Genomic DNA, 20,645 nt, shown 5'->3' with positions numbered 1-20,645 from the left:
GTTTTCTTTCCGTAATGCAATAAGTTCATTTTCTTCTGGAGAGCGGTTGTCCTTCTCTGAGAAGGAACCTGTTTGGTGGGCTTGTTTAATCCAGCGATCCAATGCAGATGCACTCAACTCATACTCACTTACAATGTCTGCTCTTGATTTCCCATTTTCGTATAGCTGAACCATCTGTTTCTTGAATTCATCTGTAAATGTGCGTCTTATTCTTGGCATAGTAGATCCGCTCCTTGTTATGATGTGTTAATTCTACTAGCCCTTAATTTTTCTGTCCAACTAAGTGTAGCCGATCTATAGTTGTATAACCGGAAATCATCGTAATATTTCTTAACATTTTCTATATTATATTCCATAGTCGCTCCCTCACTAATTAATCCCAAATAGTTGTTTTAGTGCCTGCTTAAGTTTTTTATTTCCTCGATTCCGTGATTTTTGATCTCCATATTCAAAACTATATGTCACTTCTGCATTCGGGTACTCTTTAGATAACAATTGCTTACAGTTATGTCCATCCAAGATACACGGCTCCCTTTCCGAATACATCCGTTTAACTTTGTCAGGGCTTATCCCCTCTTTCTTCATTATGTCATCAAATATTTTCTCTGAATGTGTGATCTTTTCAATTGTCTCTTCTCCTACAACAATTTCTTCTCGAGTACTAACGATTTGATATCTCTTGACTACTCCGTTCACTTCAACTTCAGCTATTAATACATTCTGTCCACCTGTAATATTATTGTCAATACGAAATTGCTGAGCAGCCTTACTTAAATTATCACTTCCATATTCAACTTGTTTAACATTAAGTACACCTTTACTTCCACTCGAGCCAGCTTCACCTGTCCCATCAGCCTTCTCCGCACGCAATGCCTCCCGGGTCTTCTGCTCCTGAGCTTTATACTGCTCTTTCGTAGTTGTTCGCTCGCCCGGTTTCGGTTTGTAGCCTCTGGTCTCCAATCCTTTACGTATAGGGTTTGCGGCCAACGGGTTCCCTGTTACTACTTTTTGCTTCATGGATTGCTTCAGGTTAGCTATGATCTGGTTAGGCTTCAGTTTGCTCGTATATTGGCGCGCTGCCGTGAAGACTTTTCCAAGCACTGGACTCAGCATTCCGCCTAAAGCGCCGAACGCCCCTCCAAATGCCCCTCCCCACAAGGCGGCTTCTAACAGTTCTTTTCCACTCGACTTATTTTGAATCAAGGATAGCGAGGTGCTATGCAGCGAACCCGCTACTGCGCCATTTAATGTGTATTGTGTGACTCTCTGGGCAGCGCCAGCATATTTGGGATTTAGGACCTTTTCCAATGACTTGGACATTGTATTTTGTACAATTTGTCCACCTTTGGCGGCAGCCAAAGAAGTCGCCATCTTATTCGTTGTTGTGAACAAGTTCTGTGTACTCGTGCCCACTCCTCCCGGATTCACGACCAATCCTGCTGCGCCGCCAGTAAAATCCGCGATTTTATCTACAATTTCATTTCCGGTTGTAGGCTGATCCACGACAGGGGGGCCTATCATTTTTCTTTATTGCAATTAAAAAAGGCTCATCCTCCCTATCGTTAAAGTTGGAATAAGCCTTTGAAAGTTTATCAAACGTGTTAGTCAAGTTTTTAATGTTTTGGTTTGTTGGCTATATTGTACGTTCTTGTTGTTGGGGGTGTATAAGTTTACACAAAATTATTGACCGTCCCCATGCAACATCACCAAAGAGTAACCTTCCCTTTATTGATTAAATTTTCCCATGCTTCCTTTGCATTTTCACCTAATTTACCAGTACTAATGTACACTCTTCCACTTTCTGAAACAAAAAGTTGTAAGTTACCACTGTCAATCATCCCTACAGGAACTAATTTTTCTCCAGCGTATTTTTCTAGTGATTTGAAAGTTCCATTACCATAGTAATTAGCGAATCGTATACTTGTGTTATGAGTTTCATCATTAATTGTGTCTTCGATTACTAAGTTTCCAAACTCCCTCAAAAAACTCTTGACTTCTGGAAAAACAGTATACCCTATTTTTTCCAAACTATCTTCAATTTCTTTAATATCAATCCTTCTTCCCTCATACCATCCAGCATCTCTTAAAATTTTTACGGTTTCATTACTCAAATTCATTTGTTCTCCCCCTACTTCATCGAAGTCATAAAATCAGCAAACGTTACTTTGCAATTTTCACAAAAAGGTTTGACCAATCCACTCCGAACTTTTAATGACCTCAATACAAGATTATCAATTTTTGCACCTTGTAATATAGCTTCTCTTACTGCCTAAATTTCATCTTGCAAAAGATTCCGGTTTTCGGTTGATCCATAACAAGGTCGAACTAACATTATCCATTATTTACATATTAAAAAGACCCATCCTCCTTATCGTTCAAGTTGGAATAAGCCTTTGGTTTATTTATTGAGTTTTTAGTGTTTGTTTTGTTGATTGTCTCGTATGATCCAGCTATCAGAATATGTTCTACATTTGTACTATTGACGAATGAGTGGATGACTTACTCGATACTGGGCAATTATTGAATGGCCACCATTCAAATTTTCAAGAGTGCTTTAATATTTCTGGAAATTATTTGAGTCATAAAATTATTGTTGTACTTTCTATTTTTACTGGTTTCTCTTTGCTTGAGTACATAAAAGGCCTACTCCTCCTCATTAATTGAAAGTGAATAAGCCTTTCATAAGTTTAATCAAATGTTTGTATTGGCATTGGTATACTCTAGTTGTTATTTCATATCACTTGAAGAATCTTAGTAAGATATGCTTTATAGTTTTTAATTTATCCAAAGCTCCCTATAAAACTACATCCTACTGACATTTTTTAATCAATAGAAAAATTGTGTCTTTCCAAAAATTTATCTAACAAAGTATCTTTATTATTTATAACATTTTCTATTGTTTCAAAAGGCGTGTCACCATATTCTTCCTCGATCTGTTCATTGATTCCAATCAGAACTTGCTTGATTTTTTGATGTATTTCCTCCCGGCATCGGATCACAATTGCATAATACCAATCAGTCTTATTATATTTTATTAAAATAAAGGTTTTGGGTTCAATAGGATCCTTTATTAAGCGAATGATCTCTGTTTCAGATTCATAATCTTGTATATGACGCATTTTATTATCTTTTGTTAAGTCAACGGGAATATTCATTATTCCACCGATCTGCTCAACTAGTTCATCTGTAAATTCATTTGGAAACTCATATTCATACTGCACTAAAGCGATCTGTTCCATGTATATCCCTCTCTTCTTAGTCGAAATTAGTCTATGATGGTGACAACACCATTTCTCAGTTTGTATATTTTCCCCAAAGAATCATAAATGAATAAAGTAATATTCTTATAGTCCTTACTAAAAGATTTCATAACATTGTCGCAGCTTAAACACACATTTCTTTCCGTATATAGATGTATGACTCCCTTGGCATTATAATCGTCCTTTAAATATCCGCTAATTTCCTCTACTATTTTATATTCAGTGTCTTTATCTCTTAAATACCCTTTTACCAAATCAATTCGATTGTCTGAATCAACCTTAAGTACATCTTTATAATACCTTCTGTCCTTTAACTTCTTCAGAGATACCCAGCCAGGCACTGATGTTACTTCTCCAGTTTTATTAAGGTTACCATATTTACTAAAAGCTTTTAATTCCCCTTTATAATATTTATAAATATTTACTTCTGCATAACCAGTGTTACCTAGTTTAAATCCGGTCAAATCCTCTTTTTGATATTTACTTGGCAATGACCCTCTAGCTACGTCTACTTTTTCCTTCAACCGTTGATAGTTATTTATAGCCTCCTTATCCCTTAGTGCCTCTCGTTTCTTTTGCTCCTGAGCTTTATACTGCTCTTTCGTGGTTGTTCGCTCACCCGGCTTCGGTTTGTAGCCTCTGGTCTCCAATCCTTTACGTATAGGGTTTGCGGCCAACGGGTTCCCTGTTACTACTTTTTGCTTCATGGATTGCTTCAGATTAGCTATGATCTGGTTAGGCTTCAGTTTGCTCGTATATTGGCGCGCTGCCGTGAATACTTTTCCAAGCACTGGACTCAGCATTCCGCCTATAGCACCGAACGCCCCTCCAAATGCCCCTCCCCACAAGGCGGCTTCTAGCAGTTCTTTTCCACTCGACTTATTTTGAATCAAAGATATCGAGGTTCCATGCAGCGAGCCTGTTACCGCGCCATTGAATGTGTATTGTGTGATTCGCTGGGCGGCATTGGGATTCATAACTTTTTCCAATGACTTGGACATCGTATTTTGTACAATTTGTCCACCTTTGGTGGCAGCCAAAGAAGTCGCCATCTTATTCGTTGTTGTGAACAAGTTCTGTGTACTCGTGCCCACTCCTCCCGGATTCACGACCAATCCTGCTGCGCCGCCAGTAAAATCCGCGATTTTATCTACAATTTCATTTCCGGTTGTGGGCTGATCCACGACAGGGGGACCTATCATCGAAGCCGCAGAATATCCAAACCGGTCGACTAGACGGCCTCCCCATGTTTCATACCGCACATAGTCGATATTGTCTGCAAATGGATCTGCGATATTTTCTTTCAGGAACTTCACGAATTCATTCGTCGGTTTTATCTCGGCACGCGCTCGTTTACTCTTTTCAAAAGGAGTCAGTTCCTCTTCAATAGCCGGAAGAGCAGCGATTCGCTGCTTCCATTCATTCATAGCCGCGGCGTCCCCGTTGACACCGCGCATTAATAAGGATTCGGACATGATATTGTAAAGATTGGTTTTACTTAACATATCAGATGTAATCTGATTCACGCCCGATTCGTACGGATTGAATCCTCCTTTCCCTAAAAAGGGAATGCTGCCGGTCAGTGACAATGCTGCACTCTGAGTATCTCCACGCAGCGCCGATATGCCGTTATTCGCAGCATTGGCAAGCGGACCAACTACCGGTATCATCCCAGCGACACTTAGCGCCAATTGCACCCCATCCAGCAATGAATTGAGCTCGCCTTTCCCCGATGGGGTATTGGCACCTGCCGAACCTGCTGAATATTCTTCAATCGACAGTAATGGCGGCTCCGGCACAGGCGGCAGATCTGCTACGAACACCGGGGACTTTACCAACCCTACCAAATGCAAGGCAGAAGCAGATAAATCCGTTTCTCCATCCAGAACCATGCTGCTTTGTTTGCATTGCAAATAAATACCCTGCTGCGCGTTAATGTGCAGCTTTTGTTCCGCCTGCAGTTCCAAGGTGCCCGAAGATAACGAAATTCCATGCTCGCTTTGGATGCGAACTCCATCTTCCTCATCAAGCTTGATAAAGATACTATTGTCTTTGGCCGTAAGAGTTGCATCCGCTGCGCCCAGCCTCAGCTCTTTACCATATTTCGTTCCCCACTGTTTCACACCCGGCGTCTGCTTCTTCGGCGACCCTTGTCCTCGTTGAAGCGATTGAATGGCGATCACTTCATCTTCTTGGTTGCTGGGGAAGTAAATCTGAACGGTATCCCCCAATTCCGGCATACAGTAAAAACCGCTGTTCCCTTCAGCCGCATAGGGAGATGCATATTGAATCCAGCATGCTTCCTGTTTCTCCTGAACACGATCAATGTCCAGATGGACACGGATCGCATCTTGCTGTACATCGATTACTCGGCCTTCTAATGCAGAACCGCTTAAACACTCGTTATATAACTCCTTTTGAAATACGGATAACCTTGGACTCAGGAGATATGTCGTCATGACATCGCCGTTCTTCAGTTCTGTAATCGATTCTGTAACGGCTAGTTCTCTCTCTCGGAATTGCACCGTATCTCCTATCGCAAATCGGCGGTTCGTGACAACAGAATAGCAGATATCCGAATAATCATTTCCTATATTTCCTTCAACCATTGACTTTCGAATACTATAAGAAGTATTCGCTAGCTCCCACCGTTTTCCTTCCGGCAGTCCGATCCACACTTTAGGCGCGTTCGCTCTCGCTTCTGGTACAATAACCGCTCCAAAACGCGAGGCCAACCTTTTAAGAAACATCCAGTCCGTTTCTTGATATTGCACAGTGAATTGTTCCAGTCGGGCAGTGCCTGTCGCGTTATCAATGTGATCTCCGCCCGCATATTCAGATAAAACCTGGTTGAACAACGAGTCGTAGGTCATGTCTTTATGTTGAAATGAACGGCTCCTGATCTTCAAATCCATTCGAATTGAGTGTGAAATAGCTTCTATTTCTATATAGTAGACGCCTCTTGCCATACAGAATGATATTTCGGACACGACACCGTCGAACAGGATTCCACTGACCTCGCCGCTATCATCGATTTCGTGTACGGTAATCGGATCTGTGCTGTTTACCATATCAATATAGCGGTCTTTCATTTCATCGGATACGAGCCCCGTCAAGAACAGCCTGGCATGATCATTCACTCTCTTCTCGACACGCAGCTCCTGAATGCTCTGTATGTCATATGGAAATACAATTTGAAGCTTCTCAGCGATTCCATGTAACGCGCGCACACGATTCCCCCTTGCCATACGTAATGGCTCTAATCTAGGTTCTGTCCGTCGTCTTCAACTTCAATCAATCCGCAATAAACACATCGAAGAGTACAAGTATTCAATAGAGCTGGTTCGTCCTCGATAAGGACGTCACTCTTGCCGTTAATCCACGGCAAGCCGATAACCGGCATGCAAGGCGCTTTCTTAACCCCGTATATATCCACCATCGTGCTATTTTGGACGGCAGGGTTCATTAGACTGGAGCAATTGCCGAAATTGATAATGTTAACACCGGGTATGTAATCTTTCACATTCATTTGTGCCTTGTTTTTTACATAGACACCATGGCTTAGCGGCGTCTTCAACCTTGTCGGTTGGGTTCCATAACTGCACTTCAATATGGCTCCCGCAACAACATAGCTTTTTTTATCCCCAGAACCATTTTGGAGTTGCCCTTCATTTCCCTGCATTGTTACCACTCCTCAACTTCGGTCTCCACTCTACGAAGCCGAATTCCCCTATAGTCCCTTCGAAGCATGCTTTCCGCAACGGCTAAATGTATAAAAATATGCTTTTCTACAATCCCTTTCATTTGAAAAATGGGACGGTTCACTTGATGGTTACAAATAACGAGGCGCTTTAAGGTTCCATCTTTACGAAATTCACTTTGCTCTGAAAGGCATTCGATAAGCGGCGGCTTTATCGCCCAATACAACTCTTGGCGCACCCTTTTCATATCTGTCAAAACGAGAGGAACTGCCTCTATGTCCGGGTCAATTTGGATGAATAATTGCTTTAATCTATCGGATATTAGCGGCAGCGGCCTTTCCAACCAATCTACATATTCAACCGCACTCTGATCTCTAATAGAAAATTGGAACGTTCGGTTGTCCTGTTCTTGGGCAGATTTTTCACTAAACATAACTTTACGAATTGCTTCGGAAATACCAACAGGCTCTACCCGTCCCTGAATTCGATCATCTTCAGCCACGATAAAATAGCGCATTTCCTGCCTCCTTACCGTTGATCACGTTCTCCATATGACCCCTTTTCGCTGGCTCTCGTCCAGAAGCACATCACCCGCCTGATGTTCGGAAAATATGGCGCCGGTCAAGTCCGCTCCGACAAATCGCGTACGCTCCAACTGGGCATCTATAAACTGAGCCCCCCTCAACGAAGCTCCTGCAAAATTGGCACCAGTCAAATTGGCACGAGAAAAATTCACTCCGGAAAAACTCGGCCTATCCTTTTTTGCATGTAGGAAGCCGCTGCAACCTTCCGAATTACGGAACGTCGCGTCACTTAGATCACACCCACTAAGATCGGCACCATGAAGGAGCGCATAAGAAAAATTTGCACCTGCCAATTGGCATTCCTTCCACCTTGTACCCACCAATACGGCCTCCTCAAAATTGCTGGATGATAGAGTGCAATCACGGAATGTTGAGAAGCGCAGATCAAGCTTGGAATATTCCCCGTTGGATAAATCGAGCTCCGCAAATGCAGAGTACGCATATTCGTAATCATTTTTCTCCTGCAGCCATTCCTTCACGTCTTCGGAATGATAATTCGGCGATGCTTCTTGGTACACCACTTCACTAGTATCCATATACTCCCCCACTCTTACCTCCAACTGTTCTTCTTTCTCTAGTTCGATGAATTCATGAAGTTGTACAGCTCGCGGCATTGCGTATCGTATGAGTTCGATGACGTAATGATGAAAGTATATTGAGTCAAGCAATCTCTGCCTCTCCAGATCGACAACGGTAACGTTGCCCATGTACTGCCGACTTTCCTGTACGAGCTGAAGCTCCAACTTGTCCAGGTCGTACAAAGCCCAATCCGCATCATAACGGGTTCGGCATGGGTTCTGATCAAGTATCCATGAAGCATCAGTAGCTTCTACAAGATAGGCAAATCGGCCATCTGCTATTTCTGTACGCAGCATGGAAAATGTAATATGGCCTATCCGTCCCTTCTCGCCTCGGATTTGTCTTTCTCTGATGGTACGGCAATACTGCTGAAAGGATAGGATAAAATCGCTAGACCATTTCTCTTTATTTGCATGGAAATACGGATCGAATGCCGACAATGCTGACTGACGATTCGGTTCAACAACTTGCTGCACAAAAAGTCGCAACGATTCTTCTTTTCCCATTTCGTCTTCCTTTCCTTTGTTCGATAGGTTAGTTCGTTTTCAGCTCACTGCCTACGATGTTCGTATTTCCTCCCAAATGTATATTGCTGCTTTTACAACTCAGGTTAATCTCTTGTCCTGCGGAAATAACGACCTTTTTCTGGGAATCCATTGTAATATCTTCTTGGGCACTTAACATGATTTTTTTATTGCTAACAATGTGAATGCCGTCTTGTTCATTTAACTTGATATATATCGCACCGTCTTTGCCGGTGATTACAATCTCATCGGGACTCATCATTAGCTCTTTCCCGGAGGCGGTTCGGAAATATTTAATGTTCGGGTCACCAAGTTTATTCGTTTCTCCTGCTTTTGCATTTTGACGGACAGAACTGCTCGCAATGCCTTCCTCCTCTTTGTTGCTAGGAAAGTAAATGCGCACCGTATCGCCAAGCTCTGGCATTACATACCAACCGCTATGCCCCTCAGCTGTAAAGACTGAAGAATAAGGAAACCAGTGTGCTTCATCTTTATTTTGCTTGCCATCGATGTCCAAGTGTACCTTCACCTTATCACCGGCGACTTCAATGACTTTTCCATTCAGCGAAGCACCCACAATTTGTTCATTATGAAGTACCTTTTGCCGCAGACCCTTGTGCAAGCATAGTATGTATAAGTGGGTAAGCAAGCCGTTTTTCACTTCGGTTAACGCCTCACATACATACAAGCTCTTACCTTTGAAGCTCACCCAGTTACCGAGTTCAAGAACCTTGTCCGTCTCCACCTCATAGTAAATAAAGTCGTTCTCATCTACATGAGGGGAATCGTTTTCGACGAAATAACGATAAGTCCCCATATGTTTCCGAACGGTATAATGATAGTCTTCGAGACGAGTTTGGGTACTGCTTTCAAATATTCCAAAATAAAATTTTGGTTGATCGAACACAGCTGCAGGCATTAAGCTCGTATGGAATCGAGATGCCATTCTTTTTAGAAACTGCCAGTCCGTTTCTTTATACTGCAGAGTAAATCGGCCAAGTTTAGCATTGTCCGTCGCTTCATCTACTACATCCATGCCCGGATATTCTGACGCAACCTTCTCCAACAACATGGGAATCGTCATAGATTTGTTCTGGAAAGAACGGCTCTTGGGCTTCATATCTAATTTATAGGTATGAGATACAGCCTCTATCTGGAGATAATAGATATCCCGAACAGCCTTGATCTCAATGTGGAGCACCATGCCGCTAAATAACGGTTTACTCTCTCCATCCTCATCGATTTGACTAATCTCGATAATGGTGTCGGCATCCGTCATTTCCACATAGCTATCCTTTAGACCCTCAGGAACAATGCCCGTAAACGAGAGACGAGTATGGTCATTAATTTTCTTGGTCAGCTTCAGTTCCTGGAGATTGACAAGCCGGTATGGAGATAATTTCAAGTTCTGATAAGTCAAAGTGGATGAGCTCATTGTCCTTCCCTCACTTCCTCCGCTTCGCCGATAACTAGGGCATTCATTAATTCTCGGGCAATCGGCTGCCAATGTTTCATTTCTTCTTCTGTACAATTGAACGAACAAAGAAGAGCTTTATCTTCCATTTCCGTGAAAAACATCAAATTATATAAATTTACATTCAAAGCACGAACTAAAAACTCGCAGTATCCGATTTGCTGCTTCCCACGAGTTTCAGAAATGCCGTGGTCGAACCACTGCAGAATAGGCTGCGTTCGGCGTAATATTTGAATCATTTCAATCGTAAATGGCTCAAGTCCCTCTTCTGTAACGATATAATCCGTTTCATTGAAAGTGATATTTATGGATGCGCTAGAATTGGTATAAATGATGCTTGGCCGTCGTTCCGATGGATACTTCATAGCAGCGTTTTGAGGAGACATGAGATGAAAAGTCTTCGGCAATGGGATACGAATTTTTCCATCCATTAATCCTTCTTCCGTAAACGGCACCATCTCCCCGTTTATGTTCAATACAGCTTGATGGAAAAGGAGAGGGTCAGGCTCTATGTCCTGTATAGGCTTCTCCGTCTCAGCTTGCGCTCCATACAGCAACGGCAGGATTTGCTCATCCAGATGCTTGTTTTCACTCATTGTCCTCACCTCTTCATTCATTCTGTTCATTTAACATTTCGACGATCAATCCACAATCATCCGCTGCCTGCCGCCGTGCCGTACATCAGGAGACAGCGCTCTGCCTCCTCCCGCTTCACTCAAAATTCTCCGCAGGCCTGCGAAGATGCGCTCATTGCTCAGCTCGCGGTATCCCGTTCCGAGACGCTGACCGAGATAATGCTGAATGACGTTCCGTTCCACGGCGCCGCCGTTCAGGCAGAGCATGGCGAAGCTCGCATCATAGGGGTGATCCGTGCCGCTCTTCAGCAGTTCATTGGCGAAATACTGCAAAATGAATGGAGACAGCGTGCTGCTTCCGATACCGGCATACGGCACATGGATGACGTTGAACGTGTTATACTCGGTCGCCAAGTCGGTAAAACCCTGATAATCCGCACGCAGCCGGGCACCCTCCTTCAGCTTGAACCGACCGAGCTCCAGCTCGTCCGCCTGCACCTGCATGTCGTTCTCATCCAGCAGAATTTCGCCCGGAAGCGTCATGAAGTCGCTCGCTGCCTGTTCCGTGAGAAAGCGAATTTTGAGCACTGTCTCCTTGCCGTTCGAGGAATACGGGAGCTCGAAATCGTCTTCCATGGTATATAAGCGGCCGTCATGCTTGACGATGCCCTTGGCAATCGTTAAGCTTTCTGCATTGACTTGAACCTCTCCGCCCGCGATGATGCCGTCGGAATAGTGCTGGTAGATGATATCAGCGAACTGGCGCGGATAATCGCGCAGGCTCTCCAGCATGGCGGTTTTCAGAATCCGGCCTTTATGGAAATGCGGCATTTGGTGCGTAAACAAGGCGTTCCCTCCTTTCTCCTTAGACTTTGTTCAAAAAATTCGCGATTCCTTATTTCAACCCGTCGAAGAAATCCAGCTCTGACAAATCATTTTCGAACGCATAGAACTGCTTCTTCCCGATATGGAGCTGCTCATTCACCCGCGCAACTGGTACTGCGTTGAAGCCCCAGCTGCCATCGCCCGCAAAAACGAACCATTTCGCCTCGCCGTTGGCAATCGAATCCGTATCGTCCTGTGGAATGCTGGCGCCGTACTGGGCGGCGATCTCTTCGTATAGAACGGGACGATAATCAGCGAAATCATTCCGATATGTCACCGTGTGTCTCAATTGCCCGTCGCCTCCACGAATATGGAACTCGATCTCATGCGCGCTAAGCGGCCGCGAAATCGAGCCCTGCGCCTGATCCAGCCGCTCGTAGCCGGAGATGAGCATCTTCTCCCGCCCGGTATGTGTCCAGGCACTGACCGAATACGGAACGACCGGCGCATGATTCGTCAGCTGTGCTTCGATAAGTCCCGACTTCCGGGCGCTCAAGTAGCGCAGGGCACCGCGCAAGCAGGCCAGCTTCAGCTCCGGAACCTTCCCCGAATCTTCCGCCTTCTGCCGGAATTCGATTGCTCTTCCCGGGACGAATTCCTTCAGCGCTTCCCGAAACACGTCGATGCGGCAGGATTGGCCTGTCAGCTTAATGATGGAGTAGTCCTGCAGCCTACCGTCGCGGTAGAACTCGTCCAGAAACTTGCGTACGATGGCGTAAATGTCTCCACGAATCAACTGGTTCATTTCTTGAATGTTGAACACGATGTCCGGCGGCTCGTATACGTCCCGGAACTGCCCGTTCTCGCGCAGTGACAGGCACCATCGATCCACGGCCGTAAGATTCAAGTCGCTTTCTGTCCTGCTTCCCGGCCCTGAGTGGAATCGATTGCGAAGGATGCCCGTTCTGCGGAAAAATTCCTTCTTCATGCCGTCCGCCAGCTCCCACAGCACATAAAAATTGTTCCGCACGCGCTGATATTCATCGCGCGCATGGTTCTCATATTCCTTGAACCGAGTCGGAAGAAAGTGCTCCGTCTCCTTATAACGGGCGTCGAAGCGTGAATAGACCGCATCTGTGCCGAATTCGTCGACATGCCGATAAATGTCCGTGGCCGGAATGTCAATCAAGCTATCAATGTCCGGCAGTCTCGCCTTCCTGTAGAAGTCAGCAAATGTGATCTTCATGTACTGCATGATGCGATATGTCAGATTGTTCCCGCCGAAGTTCGTATCTCCGTTCTCATAGGATGTATGGATATCGAGCTTATAAGCGATATGCCCATCCTCGATGTGGAACCGGCATGACGACAGATCGGTCGTTCCTCCGCCGCAGTCGATCACGAGCGCTTGATATTCTTCGCCGTCCAGAAACCGCTGTTTCTCCATCTGATCAGCGATCGTGTTGTACAATACGGCCAAGCCTTCATCCAACGCATCCCTGGTCTCGATGCGGTACTCCGGCAACATATCCGCGAACATATCGATGAATTGTGTCTTCATCTTGACCGGGCCCGATAGATGGAGATGCTTGAAGCGGCACTTGAATTGATGCTCTGCCGTTCGGATTACATGCAGCATATAGGCGCGCAGCAAATCGCTTCTGCTTACCGTTGCCGCATTCCCATGGCCGTCCGTCACTTCCTCCAGCCGCTTGTAATTGTTCACCCAGCGCTTCATTCCATGGAACACGGAAGCGCTGGAGCTGTACCCACTTTTCCGCTTATCTTGGAGCGCATCGCTGCCGAAGCTGAACCGGATTCGCTCCGGATCCGAGCAATCTGCGATTCCGATTACAGTAGGCAGCGACTCGATCCATTCCCCTTCCTTGGATGTTCCGTCAGGGAAGCACACATAGTTGATACGATCAAGCCGGATTCGCCCATTAAGCAGATCCGTCGCATTCGGTGAAGCCACGTACCCACCGTGCAAATACGCCCCTGCCGTTGTATTCGTCGTCCCGAAGTCAATCGCCAGTACCGCATCCGTCTCTTCCAGCTCGCGAATATCCAAATCCGCCACAGGAATCTTGTAATAGTACAGATTGGCCGGCGGCTGCGGGGTGCTGCGATAGTACGTGCGATACACATATTCCGATACTTGCTTCGGGAAAAAGAGCAGACTGTATTGGCGATTCGCCGTCTTCCTCACTTCCGCTCCCTCGCCCATCGCAAGCCAATAGCTGCCCGGACGCAGACTATCCTTCACCAGATTGAGGATCGCGCACAGCTCCATATGCTCATTGACAAGCAGCACGTTCGATTCGGCAATTTCCGTTCCCGCTTCCACCCTGTATCCATCATGCCGATCGAGCTTCGAGCCGTCGTACAGCGTAATCTTGGCTGGAACCCGAATACCTCCGTCATTCGGCAGCGGCATGCGGAGATAAGTTTGTACCATCTTCTCGACCCGTTCAAACCCGCCCGGGCTAGCCGTTTGAATGAGCTGGCTTTCCTCCGCCCCCCGGTATTTCATGACGGTTGCAATTAATCCGTCGCGATCAAGCGTATGGATCATTCCTTCAATGAGCTTCTCCTGATGGCAAATGTTCCGGAGCTGAAATGTCGTCATCTCCGATAGTTCCTCCCGGGTATATTCCACATGCTTCCGCCCCGCATCCCGCTTGGCCGGCTGCTTATAAAGCCTATATGTATACTCGCTCATCTTTGCCCCCTCCCGGCCGCCTCGCGTCCAGCCTTGCTTCTTATCTTTATAAGTTAATACAGCGACACATTTCCAATCCGCATCGTATCCTCCATGCCAATAATGCCGAAATGATCCTGCCAATACACTTCCGTATGGAATCTTGCCGGCAGGAACAGCTCCTGAATCAATTCGAGCTTCATTCGCGCCGGTTCACTTTCCTCCTGTCCGACATAGAAGAGAAGCTCGTCCCGATCCTCGCAATTCGCATAGATCGTCGAGCTGCGGAAGATGCCACGCATCGTATCCTTGAGCAGGTATATCGCCTCACCCGTCTCATATAGCCGCAGCACATTCCCCGCGATCATCTCGCGCTGCTCTTGATTGAACAGGCCGATCCCCTTGCTGACGCGCAAACCGAACTTCCCCTCTTCCATGTCGCGCAGCACGAACTTTATGTAATACTCGCGCCGGTTCATCCCCTGATAACGATCAATTTCCGTCACAAAGTGAAGCACGATATCGAACAGCGTTTGGCGCAGCTCCACATCCTCTTCATTGTTAATGTCGAACATGTCCTTGAACAGATCGTAGAACCGATAATACGGATTCACCTCGATTGTGTCCGGCACCGCATTCGCCCAAACGTTGAGCTCCTCCAAGCTCAGCTCCATATAGGGCGAATACACCTTGGCGGGGACAAAGCAAAAATCCGACGCGCTCAGGCCGGATTGCTCTGCCTTAATGACCAAATCCCATATGTAATTCACGCCAATACCCCTTCGCACTTATACTCGGGAAAATGCATCTGCACCTCGGAAACGAGAAAGCTCATCAGATCATGCAGAATGAACTGCTCTCCTTCCGACACTTCGTCCTCGACAGCGCGGAAGCTAAGCCGCATAATTTTCTTATCCAGTACCGTCCGTACATTGTCGCTAATGAACGAGTTCATCTCATAGGATTGTTCCCCGCCGTTATTCGCTTCCAGGATATCCACATGCTCCAGTTGAAGCATCTGCGCTGCCTCAAAAGCATTCACGAGCCGCACAATCTCGCCCTTGGAGCGCACGATTTGGGCTTGCTTCCGCGCATATTTGCCGATAAAGCCATCTGCTCTCCGATTGGATACCAGCTTGTATTCCAAGCTTCCAAGCCGGGATTCCGAAGGCTGCGCAATCTTCACGACCGTCCACATGCCGGATTTCTCATGCGGCGACACAATCGTCAAATCGTCTCTCGTTCGCTTGATATAACGAATATGTTCCTCATTTCCTTCCACCAGATAGCCATGTTCGCTGCCCAGCTTGTGAATCGCCAGAACATGTTCGTAATTAATTCGATCGGCTGCAGGCTCGGGAAAGCCGTCGTTCTGAATGGCAAGCCGCTCGATATTCCAGAGCGGTACGAGATCCACATGCTTATGAGGCTCGAATTCCTCTAGATTAACGGTAATCTCGTTGATCTCGTCCTCTTCCCGCAAAGCACTGTCGCAGTCCGTGAGCCATACGTCAAAAAATTTATAAGCGTATGGATGATTCAATGTCTTCCATGGAACGCTGTTCTGTTGAAAGACACGGTATAGCTTCTCGATCTCGTTGATGTACAGTCGGCTTTGCGACAAGCGCACCGTAATCGCATAATTGCCCCCTGATGTCTTCATCTCTCCGCGGAATGTTCTTTTCCCTGACATCAGGTTATGCAGCCTTGCAAAATCACACTGCAAAAACAGAGTTAGCAGCAGCGCTTTCCCCTGCTGCTTCATCTGCTCGACAAGACTTCCCATTTCTATCGTTTTGTGTGCCGTGTCCTCCGGCAGCATCGGGCGGAGGAAATCATGAATCGGGTCGACATCATCGCGGCGGCACATCGATACGAAAATATCGTGCTTTTCCTCGCCATCCTCAATTTCGTCGAATACCTTGCGCTCTATTTTCCGATTCATGTCTTCCTGATATTCCACCAGGTTCAGGAACAATCCAGTCATTACATTTTTCAATAACTTGCGCTGCTCCAGATCCTCCATCCTGCTCAATCGATCATGTATCAGTTCCTTCATGGCGCCTGATGGACTCCTTCCTTGTTCCCTTGTTCTCCCTGCTAGGGGATGGAGCTTCATTCCCTTTGCCGGCAGTTGAAGCATTCCCCGTTGGCATCCCTTATCCGCTGCTCGCAGCCGCTCCGCTTTCGGCGTTGCTCGGCACGGCTCCACCAGCGGCATTGCCCGCTGCATTTCCGCCCCTGGCGTTGCTCGGCGCAGATTCGCCCGCCGCATTGCCCGCTGTGCCTCCGCTTCCGGCGTTGCTCGGCGCAGATCCGCCCGCCGTATTGCCCGCTGCGCCTCCGCTTCCAGCGTTGCTCGGCGCAGATCCGCCTGCCGTATTGCCCGCTGTGCCTCCGCTTCCGGCGTTGCTCGGCGCAGATCCACCCGCCGTATTGCCGCCTGCGCCTCCGCCTCCATTCGCGGCGGCAGGAGGCTGTGCAGCGGGCGGCGCCGGATTCAGCTTGCCCAGCGCCTTATCGATCTTGCGCTCCATGCCCAGCACACGTTCCAGCATGTCGATTTCCTGATAGATTTGCTGCGCGGCGGAATAAGCATCGATAGCTCCCAGATAATCTTGCCCGGCTAACTGCTGGTCGCCCTTCTTCTCATACTTCTCGCCCTCCAGCAGCCGCTTCTCCTTCCGCAAACCAGTCAGCTTCTCCTCCGCTGAATCGAGCTTGGCTCGGATATCCTTCTCACCGTCGGTGTACCCTTCCTCAAGCGCGGATTTCCGTGCCTTCTGGTAAGAGCTGCGCGCCCCAACATAATCCTGTGCCTCGAACTTCTTGTCCCCTTCCTGCACCCAGTTCATAACCTGCATGTACGTGCGGGAACGGTCTATTTTCTCCTCTAGCTGCTTATGATTGAACTCTTTGTATGGCTTTGCTTCCTCCTGCGCCTTCCCGTATTTGTCCAGCGCCTTAGCAAAGTCCTGTCCCTTGAAGGCTTCGTCTCCGTCCACCATAAGCTGCATCACGCGCTGCTTCTTCGCGAAAAAGTCCCGGTGGAACTTGTCCTTCAACCGAATCGCCATATTGCGCGCCTCACTGTAATCCTTAATGGCCTTCGGATAATCGCTATCCTTCATATACATGTCTGCACTTTTCTGATATTCGAGCATGTTCTCCAGATTCTCCGCTTTGATCGCCGCCTGCTTTACGAAGTAGAAAGCCGCGCCTCCGCCAACCAGCAGCAGCACGATCAGGGCCAACAGCCACTTCTTCAGCAAACGCCATTTACGCTTCGGATCCTCCTTGAACACCTTGTTCGCATACACAGCAACAGCCGTGTAATTGCTCACGGTTTGCCGCTGCTTGCTGAGCAGCACGTCCTCGAGCGTGTCCGTGAAATCCTCTGGCTCCTTCGCATCCGTTAGTGCGTCGACCATTTCCGTTGCGTTGACATCCTCCCACAAGCCAGGGGTGCACAGCAGCAGAACATCTCCTTCAGACAAAGGAACCTTTTTCGAAACATACGGCTCCAGGCGCTCTGGCTGCCCCATATACTGAAGAAGATTGTGGCGTTCTTCATGAACCTCCATCGCTTCTTCCGAGATTTCTCCGGCATCCTTCATGGACTGTGCCAAGCTCTGATCCCTGCTGCGACCGAATAAGCGTCCGCCGCGAAAATGATACAGGCGGGCATTACCCGCTGCCACCCAGCGAATCTTCGCATAATCTGTCACGACCAGAATCAGGCTTGCCTTAAGGCGCACGCGCTTGCTCTCCGCTCGCAGCCATTCATGCGCTTCCTGCATGTAATGCTTCAACCGCAGCGAAGACATCGTCGGCTTCTCCGTAAATCGGCCAAGAATGCTCTTGACGACCATCTCGGCACTGTCGACTTCCATGTCCGAATCCAAGCCGTCCGCGATGACCCAGCAGGCCATATCATCCAGCTCCACATAGGCGAAATAGTCTTTATTATGTAGAAAAGAACCGGCCTCCGTCACGAAGCTGGTCTTAAAGTCGCTGTTCTCCTTTCTCATCCTTACCCCCGCTTCTCCTGTCCCATGATTCGCATACCTATCACGGAGCCTCGTGTTCAAAAAGGAAATTCTCGCCTTCACACAATCAAAAGCGAGTAAAGTGGTCGATTCGATCTGTCTCTCTCAGAAATCTACCGAAGCCAGGAACAGCAGGCTTCATGCGTTATCCACGATGACAATGGTCGCATTGTCTTGATTGATCAATCTCTTCTGTTCGATCGCTTCGATGATCTCCTCAGCTGCATCGTGAGGCGAAATCGGCTTGGACAGAATCTGCTCCAATTCCACTTCTGTCATCGTGTTGTACACCCCATCGCTGCAGAGAAGGATCCGGTCTCCCGGCTGCAGTCTGAACGGCTCACTGCCAATCTCAATGCTCTTGAAATTCTCATACCCCAAGTAATTGATGAGCCGCCTCTTCATCGGGTGCTCCATTGCTTCTTCCCTTGTGATCTGCCCCGTTAAGCAGCGTTCCTGCAGCACCGACTCCAAGATATGACGTTCATTCATGCGGATGAAATTGTCTTCCCGGAACACCATGATCATACTGTCGCCCACAGCCCCCCAGTACAGGAGATCATCCGCAATGACGGCGGCTACCAGCGTCGTCCCTCCAGGCGCGCCCTTCAAATTCCGCAAAATTTCCGTATTGCTTATCTTGGCTGCCTTCGCGAAAAAGCTCTGGACTTCCCGAATATGCTCTAACTTGAGGAACTCTCGAATAAATACGGTCACCGCGAGCGTGCTCGCCATTCTGCCGTGCGCCAGGCCGCTTATGCCGTCCGCAAGTACGGCGGCCGTACCGTGTGCGGTCGTGACGCTGGCAAAATAATCATCCTGCTCCTCACGGGCGCCAATCGTCTGCCCATTGCCGATCGGCATGCCGGACGCTGCTGGCTCAAGGCTCACTGTATCCAGCAGCAGTCGGCGCCGCACACCCAGCAGAAGCAGAATTGCGGCAGTACAAGTCAACACGATCAGATACGGTACCCAATTCTGTACATCCATTGTGGTCATCATCCCTAACCCATATTGTGATTCCACTCGAAATGTATGCCGCAGAGCGGAATGAAGATAAATTTGCTGCGACCGAGCTGAATGACATCATACGCTGCCAGCTCCACCGGCGAATAAACGGCTTCTTCGTTGTGATAAGCAAGTCCTGAGGCATCTCCTGGCAACAGGTAGAAATTGCGCTTCTTCGGATCATATACGATTACCGCATGATTTCTGCGCGAGATGGCATTGTCGCCCAAGATGCGAATATGCATCTCCTCTGCGCGCCCGATAAAATTCTTCTCCGCCATAATCCGATAGTCCTGACCAAGCTGAGGGCCCTCAATGCATACGAGCCAGCCGGTAACCGGCTCGATGCCGGTCGTTTCCCCCAGGTACGGCATCGTCTTCTCATTGTCCTCCACGCGCGGCGGCCTCTTCGCGTCCACATTCTGCGGCTGTTCCACCGATATGCTGCAATAAGGGCATATGCTGCCATGCTTCCTCGTACTGAACATGTGTCCGTTAGCGCATCTTGTCAGACTCATCTTTCTTCATTCCCCCGTCAATTTGAATAGTTCTCTTATGATCATGAAGTCAATATATCGTTCGTTATTTCGCCAGTAACCGCGTGTTGGCAATGCTGATGACATCTCCGGAATGAATCCGGCATGGTTCCTCCGGTTCCAACTGATTCGCCCTTTTCCCCCCGGCTCTTCGAATGCCAACCCCGCTGCGGGAATCAAGATCCTCGATGAACCATTGGCCCGAGGCATAATTGAGCACCGCATGATGCTTGCTAATAAGCGACGCATATTCCGAATCCGACAGATCTATGTCAACCTCGCCTTCTGCACCGGTTTTGCCGATAAGCAAGGATGTTTCGCCGTGGATGTACCATTCCTTTACGCTCTCTCCCTCATCATTCAGGAGTACAAGCTTGGCAATGGTGTCGACTTCGTCCTGCCGGCCTGCTTCACGACTACCGGAACGTCGCGCCGCATACACGATGATCGCGATCGCCAGAAGGACTCCGACCGCCGCCTTCAGGACGGGATCGATGTTCCATATGTACACATATAACAGAGCAGCAACCACAATGGCTGCAACCCCTATATCAATGAGCGCGATCCACCCGCTCTTTCGATTGGCATGACGGTGAACTTGATCGCTGCTATTTTGCTTACTCACATCTCATTCCTCCGTTGCTTCGCTCAACTCATGTGCATCCCTTTTATTAAAAAAAGCACCGTACCTAAAGCAAAACGATGGCTTTGCTAGCTTGTTCGGAGCTGTTCTCAATGTCACTCTGCCTTGTCATATTCGTCCGAAAATACCATACCGCGTGCGTATAGTCGCCGAAGCCGTACCCGAATTGCATAGGCAATCGGCAGA

18 protein-coding genes are annotated in these 20,645 nt (G+C 47.7%); all 18 read right to left on the bottom strand.

Translation table 11 applies throughout. From position 1 onward, the window contains the following. Positions 1 to 219: transposase (locus tag BP95_RS33510; protein ID WP_028531791.1), on the bottom strand; the 219-nt coding region annotated here is incomplete at its 3' end. Positions 220 to 369: 150 nt separating this feature from the next. After that, positions 370 to 1,503 (bottom strand): nucleic acid/nucleotide deaminase domain-containing protein, encoded by a 1,134-nt coding sequence (locus tag BP95_RS0108920; protein ID WP_155987217.1) that lies wholly within the window; start codon positions 1,501 to 1,503, stop codon positions 370 to 372. Between the two features lie 200 nt (positions 1,504 to 1,703). Continuing rightward, positions 1,704 to 2,117, bottom strand: a complete 414-nt coding sequence (locus tag BP95_RS0108915) for an SUKH-3 domain-containing protein (protein WP_021255416.1) — start codon at positions 2,115 to 2,117, stop codon at positions 1,704 to 1,706. Positions 2,118 to 2,822: 705 nt separating this feature from the next. After that, entirely contained in the window at positions 2,823 to 3,239 is a 417-nt protein-coding gene (locus tag BP95_RS0108910) for a hypothetical protein (RefSeq protein WP_021255417.1), read from the bottom strand. Positions 3,240 to 3,265: 26 nt separating this feature from the next. Beyond that, positions 3,266 to 6,490 carry a deaminase domain-containing protein gene (locus tag BP95_RS31830; protein WP_051614030.1) on the bottom strand — a complete coding sequence of 1,075 codons (3,225 nt, stop codon included), beginning with the start codon at positions 6,488 to 6,490 and terminating at the stop codon, positions 3,266 to 3,268. A gap of 29 nt (positions 6,491 to 6,519) precedes the next feature. Continuing rightward, positions 6,520 to 6,942, bottom strand: coding sequence for a DUF4280 domain-containing protein (locus BP95_RS0108900; protein WP_028531946.1), 423 nt, complete (start codon positions 6,940 to 6,942; stop codon positions 6,520 to 6,522). A gap of 2 nt (positions 6,943 to 6,944) precedes the next feature. Beyond that, positions 6,945 to 7,478 (bottom strand): hypothetical protein, encoded by a 534-nt coding sequence (locus BP95_RS0108895; protein ID WP_028531945.1) that lies wholly within the window; start codon positions 7,476 to 7,478, stop codon positions 6,945 to 6,947. Positions 7,479 to 7,499: 21 nt separating this feature from the next. Further along, positions 7,500 to 8,630 (bottom strand): pentapeptide repeat-containing protein, encoded by a 1,131-nt coding sequence (locus BP95_RS0108890; RefSeq protein WP_028531944.1) that lies wholly within the window; start codon positions 8,628 to 8,630, stop codon positions 7,500 to 7,502. 28 nt (positions 8,631 to 8,658) lie between these two features. After that, positions 8,659 to 10,083, bottom strand: coding sequence for a contractile injection system protein, VgrG/Pvc8 family (locus tag BP95_RS0108885; protein ID WP_028531943.1), 1,425 nt, complete (start codon positions 10,081 to 10,083; stop codon positions 8,659 to 8,661). After that, entirely contained in the window at positions 10,080 to 10,718 is a 639-nt protein-coding gene (locus BP95_RS0108880; RefSeq protein WP_028531942.1) for a hypothetical protein, read from the bottom strand. The genes BP95_RS0108885 and BP95_RS0108880 overlap by 4 nt, the downstream gene beginning before the upstream one ends. A 45-nt stretch (positions 10,719 to 10,763) precedes the next feature. Then, positions 10,764 to 11,543 (bottom strand): hypothetical protein, encoded by a 780-nt coding sequence (locus BP95_RS0108875; protein WP_028531941.1) that lies wholly within the window; start codon positions 11,541 to 11,543, stop codon positions 10,764 to 10,766. Positions 11,544 to 11,592: 49 nt separating this feature from the next. Continuing rightward, on the bottom strand, positions 11,593 to 14,244 hold the full coding sequence (locus BP95_RS0108870; RefSeq protein ID WP_028531940.1) for an Hsp70 family protein: 2,652 nt from the start codon (positions 14,242 to 14,244) through the stop codon (positions 11,593 to 11,595). Positions 14,245 to 14,297: 53 nt separating this feature from the next. Further along, positions 14,298 to 14,999 carry a hypothetical protein gene (locus BP95_RS0108865; RefSeq protein ID WP_036666898.1) on the bottom strand — a complete coding sequence of 234 codons (702 nt, stop codon included), beginning with the start codon at positions 14,997 to 14,999 and terminating at the stop codon, positions 14,298 to 14,300. Continuing rightward, the gene (locus BP95_RS0108860; protein WP_028531938.1) at positions 14,990 to 16,282 is read right to left on the bottom strand and encodes a hypothetical protein; all 1,293 of its coding nucleotides are present in this window, start codon (positions 16,280 to 16,282) and stop codon (positions 14,990 to 14,992) included. The genes BP95_RS0108865 and BP95_RS0108860 overlap by 10 nt, the downstream gene beginning before the upstream one ends. 100 nt (positions 16,283 to 16,382) lie before the next feature. Further along, positions 16,383 to 18,254, bottom strand: coding sequence for a serine/threonine protein phosphatase (locus BP95_RS29930; RefSeq protein ID WP_036666884.1), 1,872 nt, complete (start codon positions 18,252 to 18,254; stop codon positions 16,383 to 16,385). Positions 18,255 to 18,410: 156 nt separating this feature from the next. Continuing rightward, on the bottom strand, positions 18,411 to 19,262 hold the full coding sequence (locus BP95_RS0108850) for a PP2C family protein-serine/threonine phosphatase (RefSeq protein ID WP_021255431.1): 852 nt from the start codon (positions 19,260 to 19,262) through the stop codon (positions 18,411 to 18,413). A gap of 14 nt (positions 19,263 to 19,276) precedes the next feature. After that, on the bottom strand, positions 19,277 to 19,798 hold the full coding sequence (locus BP95_RS0108845; RefSeq protein ID WP_028531937.1) for an FHA domain-containing protein: 522 nt from the start codon (positions 19,796 to 19,798) through the stop codon (positions 19,277 to 19,279). A 64-nt stretch (positions 19,799 to 19,862) separates the two neighbouring features. Next, positions 19,863 to 20,441: an FHA domain-containing protein gene (locus BP95_RS0108840; protein WP_021255433.1), complete on the bottom strand. Its 579-nt coding sequence runs from the start codon at positions 20,439 to 20,441 to the stop codon at positions 19,863 to 19,865. Between the last annotated feature and the right edge of the window lie 204 nt (positions 20,442 to 20,645).

The sequence above is a fragment of the Paenibacillus sp. UNC217MF genome (assembly GCF_000686865.1).
Taxonomy (GTDB): Bacteria; Bacillota; Bacilli; order Paenibacillales; family Paenibacillaceae; genus Paenibacillus_B; species Paenibacillus_B suaedae.
The sequence above is the reverse complement of the archived record's forward strand: the minus strand, read 5'-3'. Positions and strand labels throughout refer to the sequence as shown.

Excerpts from the sequence above, each read along its gene's own strand:
- BP95_RS0108915 (WP_021255416.1), bottom strand. The coding sequence starts at position 2,117 with ATGAATTTGAGTAATGAAACCGTAAAAATTTTAAGAGATGCTGGATGG.
- BP95_RS0108910 (WP_021255417.1), bottom strand. The coding sequence starts at position 3,239 with ATGGAACAGATCGCTTTAGTGCAGTATGAATATGAGTTTCCAAATGAA.
- BP95_RS0108900 (WP_028531946.1), bottom strand. The coding sequence starts at position 6,942 with ATGCAGGGAAATGAAGGGCAACTCCAAAATGGTTCTGGGGATAAAAAA.
- BP95_RS0108895 (WP_028531945.1), bottom strand. The coding sequence starts at position 7,478 with ATGCGCTATTTTATCGTGGCTGAAGATGATCGAATTCAGGGACGGGTA.
- BP95_RS0108890 (WP_028531944.1), bottom strand. The coding sequence starts at position 8,630 with ATGGGAAAAGAAGAATCGTTGCGACTTTTTGTGCAGCAAGTTGTTGAA.
- BP95_RS0108885 (WP_028531943.1), bottom strand. The coding sequence starts at position 10,083 with ATGAGCTCATCCACTTTGACTTATCAGAACTTGAAATTATCTCCATAC.
- BP95_RS0108880 (WP_028531942.1), bottom strand. The coding sequence starts at position 10,718 with ATGAGTGAAAACAAGCATCTGGATGAGCAAATCCTGCCGTTGCTGTAT.
- BP95_RS0108870 (WP_028531940.1), bottom strand. The coding sequence starts at position 14,244 with ATGAGCGAGTATACATATAGGCTTTATAAGCAGCCGGCCAAGCGGGAT.
- BP95_RS0108860 (WP_028531938.1), bottom strand. The coding sequence starts at position 16,282 with ATGAAGGAACTGATACATGATCGATTGAGCAGGATGGAGGATCTGGAG.
- BP95_RS29930 (WP_036666884.1), bottom strand. The coding sequence starts at position 18,254 with ATGAGAAAGGAGAACAGCGACTTTAAGACCAGCTTCGTGACGGAGGCC.
- BP95_RS0108850 (WP_021255431.1), bottom strand. The coding sequence starts at position 19,262 with ATGGATGTACAGAATTGGGTACCGTATCTGATCGTGTTGACTTGTACT.
- BP95_RS0108845 (WP_028531937.1), bottom strand. The coding sequence starts at position 19,798 with ATGAGTCTGACAAGATGCGCTAACGGACACATGTTCAGTACGAGGAAG.